Genomic DNA, 3,863 nt, shown 5'->3' on the forward strand with positions numbered 1-3,863 from the left:
ACCCTCGGCATCGTCGGGCTCGGCCATGTCGGGCGCCGCCTGGCCACGCTGTGCAGCGGTCTCCTGGGCATGAAGGTGCTGGCGTATGATCCTTACCTTTCGGGTGAGGAAATGTCGGCGAGGGGCGGGCAGAAGGTCGAACTCGACGAGCTGCTGCGCCGCTCCGACTATGTTTCGATCAATTGCCCGCTGACCAAAGAGAGCCGCGGCATGATCGGCTCGCGCGAATTTTCGCTGATGCGGCCGCATGCCTTCTTCATCACCACCGCGCGCGGATTCATCCACGACGAGGACGCGCTGCTGGCTGCTCTGCGTGACAAGCGCATCGCCGGCGCCGGCCTCGACGTTTGGTCGAAAGAGCCGCCGCCGCCCGAACATCCGCTGCTTGCCTTCGACAACGTGCTGGCGAGCCCGCACACCGCCGGCGTGACGCGCGAGGCGCGCGAGAACATGGGCCGGATTGCGGCGGAACAAGTGATGGCCATGCTGGACGGCGCCCGCCCGCCGCGCCTCATCAACCCCGAGGCCTGGCCGGCCTATGCCGCGCGGTTCGAACAGGCGTTCGGCTTTGCGCCAAAATAGGCCGGCAGAGCGCGCAGGGAATATTTTCATCGTCTCTCCGCTGGCCGGGACAATAAGTCCACTGCGCGTCCACCTGCGCGCGGTGGCCCCGTTGCTATTTTTACGGCCATCTCGACAGGCGCGCCGGCCGTGGCCATTTTCGTCAGGCGCGCCAGATAGTTGATGGTTTCGATGCTGGCGCCGAAGGACAGTTTCGATGCGCCGGATTAACTCTCTGCTCCGTTCCACGCGGTCCCGGATCGGGAAACGGCTTGCGCTGATCGTCGCGATCGCGGCGGCGAGCCTGCCCTCCGCGGGGGCCTGATATCCTGTGTTACCTCTCATTCCGCCTTACCTGAAGTAGCGTTGATCGAAAGCGCAGCTTGATGCTTGTCAAGCGGCTGCGAAAGCGCGAGGGTAGTTTTGGGGGGCCAGGTACTCGGGCGTGCGAGGGGAGGTTCCATCGTGCCGCGCTATGTCATCCATTTCATGAAGAACGTCCTCGGCGAGAACGGCCGGGAAGCCGAGATCTGCCAGCGGACCGTCGAGATCGACGCATCGAGCGAAGGGCAGGCCACTGACCTCGCCAAGAAGCGGTTTTGCGAGCAGCAGGCCCTGCGCCACTGGTCGCTTCGGGCCGACCGGATAAAGATCCAGGCCGGCGACTTCCCGTCATAGGCGCTCTGCCACGCGCCGATCTGCCGATCGAACGGGACGCGATTAACTCTCCCGCCAGTTGGCGGCCGATCGGCTCTGGCCTGCACGGCTTGTCTGCGCAAAGCCTCTGGCTGCGCTTTCCCCGGCAGGCTAGAGTTCGCGCATGACTGTGACGGACATTGCGAGCAGGACCTACAATCACGGCTGGCGGCTCGATCCGATCGTCCGCAGCCTGCTCGATACCGATTTCTACAAGCTGTTGATGATGCAAATGATTCGGGAATTCTACCCGGATCAGCGGGTGACCTTTTCGGTGATCAACCGCTCGCGCCATGTGCGCCTTGCCGAAGTTATCGACGAAGGGGAATTGCGGGCCCAGCTCGACCACGCGCGCAGCATCCGCTTCACCAAGAAGGAACTGATCTGGCTCGCCGGCAACACGTTCTACGGCAAGACGCATATGTTCTCGCCGGACTTCATCTCTTGGCTCGCTACGTTCCGTCTGCCCGAATACGAACTGCGCAAAGTGGAAGGCCAGTACGAGCTGCATTTCCACGGGCCGTGGACCCACACCACGATGTGGGAAATTCCGGCGCTCGCCATCCTCAACGAGCTGCGCTCGCGCCAGGCCATGAAGGGGCAGGGACGCTTTGCGCTCGACGTGCTCTACGCGCGCGCCAAGGCAAAGCTCTGGACCAAGGTCGAACGGCTGCGCAAGCTCGAGGGCCTGCGCCTGTCGGATTTCGGCACGCGCCGGCGGCACGGTTTTCTGTGGCAGCGCTGGTGCGTGGAGGCGGTCAAGGAAGGCCTCGGACCGTCGTTTACCGGCACCTCCAACGTGCTGCTGGCGATGGACAACGATCTCGAGGCGATCGGCACCAATGCCCATGAGCTGCCGATGGTCGCCGCGGCGCTTGCCAATGACGATGACGAGCTGCGCTGGGCGCCGTACCGCATTCTCGACCAGTGGCGCCAGACCTATGGCGGCAATCTGCTGATCGCGCTGCCCGACTGTTTTGGCACAAAGCCGTTTCTGCGCGATGCGCCGGAATGGGTCGCGGACTGGACGGGATTTCGGCCCGACAGCGCGCCACCGATCCGGGCCGGCGAAGAGATCGTCAATTGGTGGAAGCAGAAGGGGCGCGATCCCAAGGAGAAGCTTCTGGTGTTCTCCGACGCGATGGATGTCGAGTCCATCGAGGAGACCTATCGCCGCTTCACGGGCCGGGTGCGGATCAGCTTTGGCTGGGGCACCAACCTGACCAACGATTTCGTCGGCTGCACGCCGGACGGCTCGGTCGATCTCGATCCGATCTCGATCGTCTGCAAGGTGACCTCGGTCGATGGCCGGCCTGCGGTGAAGCTTTCCGATAATCCGGAAAAGGCCACCGGCGATCCCGCCGAGATCGAGCGATATCTGCGCGTGTTCGGCAATGTCGGCCGCGTCCGCATGGCGGTGCATGTGTGATGCATCCGCGCGTCGGCGGTTCCGTCGCGGCGTGTTCTGAAAAACCTGCTGAGAACCTGATCCGTCGCCCGCTAGGGGCGTTTGTTCCCGCAATCGATTTCCGGGAACTCGTCGCGCGACGCTCTTACAATCGCCATGGGAGAGCTGCGCTCCTGCCTCGCTTCCGTCAAAAGCGGATGTCCTTTTGCGCGAATAATGCGAGAGCACCACCGTTGGAGGCAGGAATGTTTCACCCGGACGACCCGCCATTCCCGGAACAGGAGTGGATGACAGACGAAGGAACGTCATCCGGCAGGCGGACGCGCGAGCACGGCATCCTAACCGATCTGCGCATTGGCCCCTCGAGGCAGCCGTCGATGCACTCTTCCCGTTCCCAGGGCGCCAGGGACGATCATGCGGCCACGGGCCGGCCGCCGATCGGACGACGAATAGTTCGCACCCTGACACGTTTTTTCATTGCTGTTCTCATCGGTGTCGGCGCCACGCTGGCCTGGCAATCCTATGGTGACGCGGCAAGGGGGACGATGGCAGCCCGGACTCCGCTCCTTGCCTGGTTGTTGCCTGTTTCGGAGCCCCAGGCCGCGGTCGCGGCTGCCGATCCGGCACAGCAACTCGCGCCGCTGGCGTCCAATCTCGAAAGCATCAGGCGGAGCGTCGAGCAGCTCGCTGCCAAGCAGGACCAGATGGTGCAGAACATCGTGCTGTTGCAGGCGACGGAGGAGGACATCAGGGAGAAAATGGCGTTCGCCTCTGCGGCCCAGCAGACGGCTGCAAATCCACAGCCGAGGCCTCCGCAGCCGAGGGCGCAACCAGTGGCGCCGCGCGCGCTGCCTCCTGCTCCTGCTCCTGCCGGACCTGTTTCGCGCTGATCGCGCAGCTTCGTCGGCAAGCTTCTCACACCGTTGTTGTGGCACGATTCGGATTCAGGCGTGCAGACGCACCATCCACGTCCTCGGCGCGCCTAAGCGCCCGAGCTTTTGGGGGAAGTCCGTCCTCTCATCATTTCAAAAAACTAACACCGGTGTCATTCATCAAGTTGAACGAACTGAACGCACAACAATGCGTTGCGTGACTTCCTAACGGAGCGTAGGGTTCTGGCTAGGCAGGGATCGAAAGCAATCTCTCAGATACGGAGGATGCGACCATGCCACGGGTCAAGCAAGCTTCGAAGCGGAAG

At 63.2% G+C, this 3,863-nt stretch carries 4 protein-coding genes; all 4 read left to right on the plus strand.

Annotated elements, in window-relative coordinates:
* A partial coding sequence (locus tag JOZ76_RS33510; RefSeq protein ID WP_291705668.1) for an NAD(P)-dependent oxidoreductase occupies nucleotides 1-582 on the plus strand: 582 nt, incomplete at its 5' end.
* 444 nt (nucleotides 583-1,026) lie between these two features.
* A complete protein-coding gene (locus JOZ76_RS33515; RefSeq protein ID WP_291705669.1) occupies nucleotides 1,027-1,239 on the plus strand; it encodes a hypothetical protein in 213 nt (70 codons plus the stop codon).
* Nucleotides 1,240-1,381: 142 nt separating this feature from the next.
* On the plus strand, nucleotides 1,382-2,686 hold the full coding sequence (pncB, locus tag JOZ76_RS33520; RefSeq protein WP_291705670.1) for a nicotinate phosphoribosyltransferase: 1,305 nt from the start codon (nucleotides 1,382-1,384) through the stop codon (nucleotides 2,684-2,686).
* A 524-nt stretch (nucleotides 2,687-3,210) separates the two neighbouring features.
* Nucleotides 3,211-3,555 carry a hypothetical protein gene (locus JOZ76_RS33525; protein ID WP_291705671.1) on the plus strand — a complete coding sequence of 115 codons (345 nt, stop codon included), beginning with the start codon at nucleotides 3,211-3,213 and terminating at the stop codon, nucleotides 3,553-3,555.
* Nucleotides 3,556-3,863 lie beyond the last annotated feature (308 nt).

It is taken from the genome of Bradyrhizobium sp., from assembly GCF_019244115.1.
Classification (GTDB): domain Bacteria; phylum Pseudomonadota; class Alphaproteobacteria; order Rhizobiales; family Xanthobacteraceae; genus Bradyrhizobium.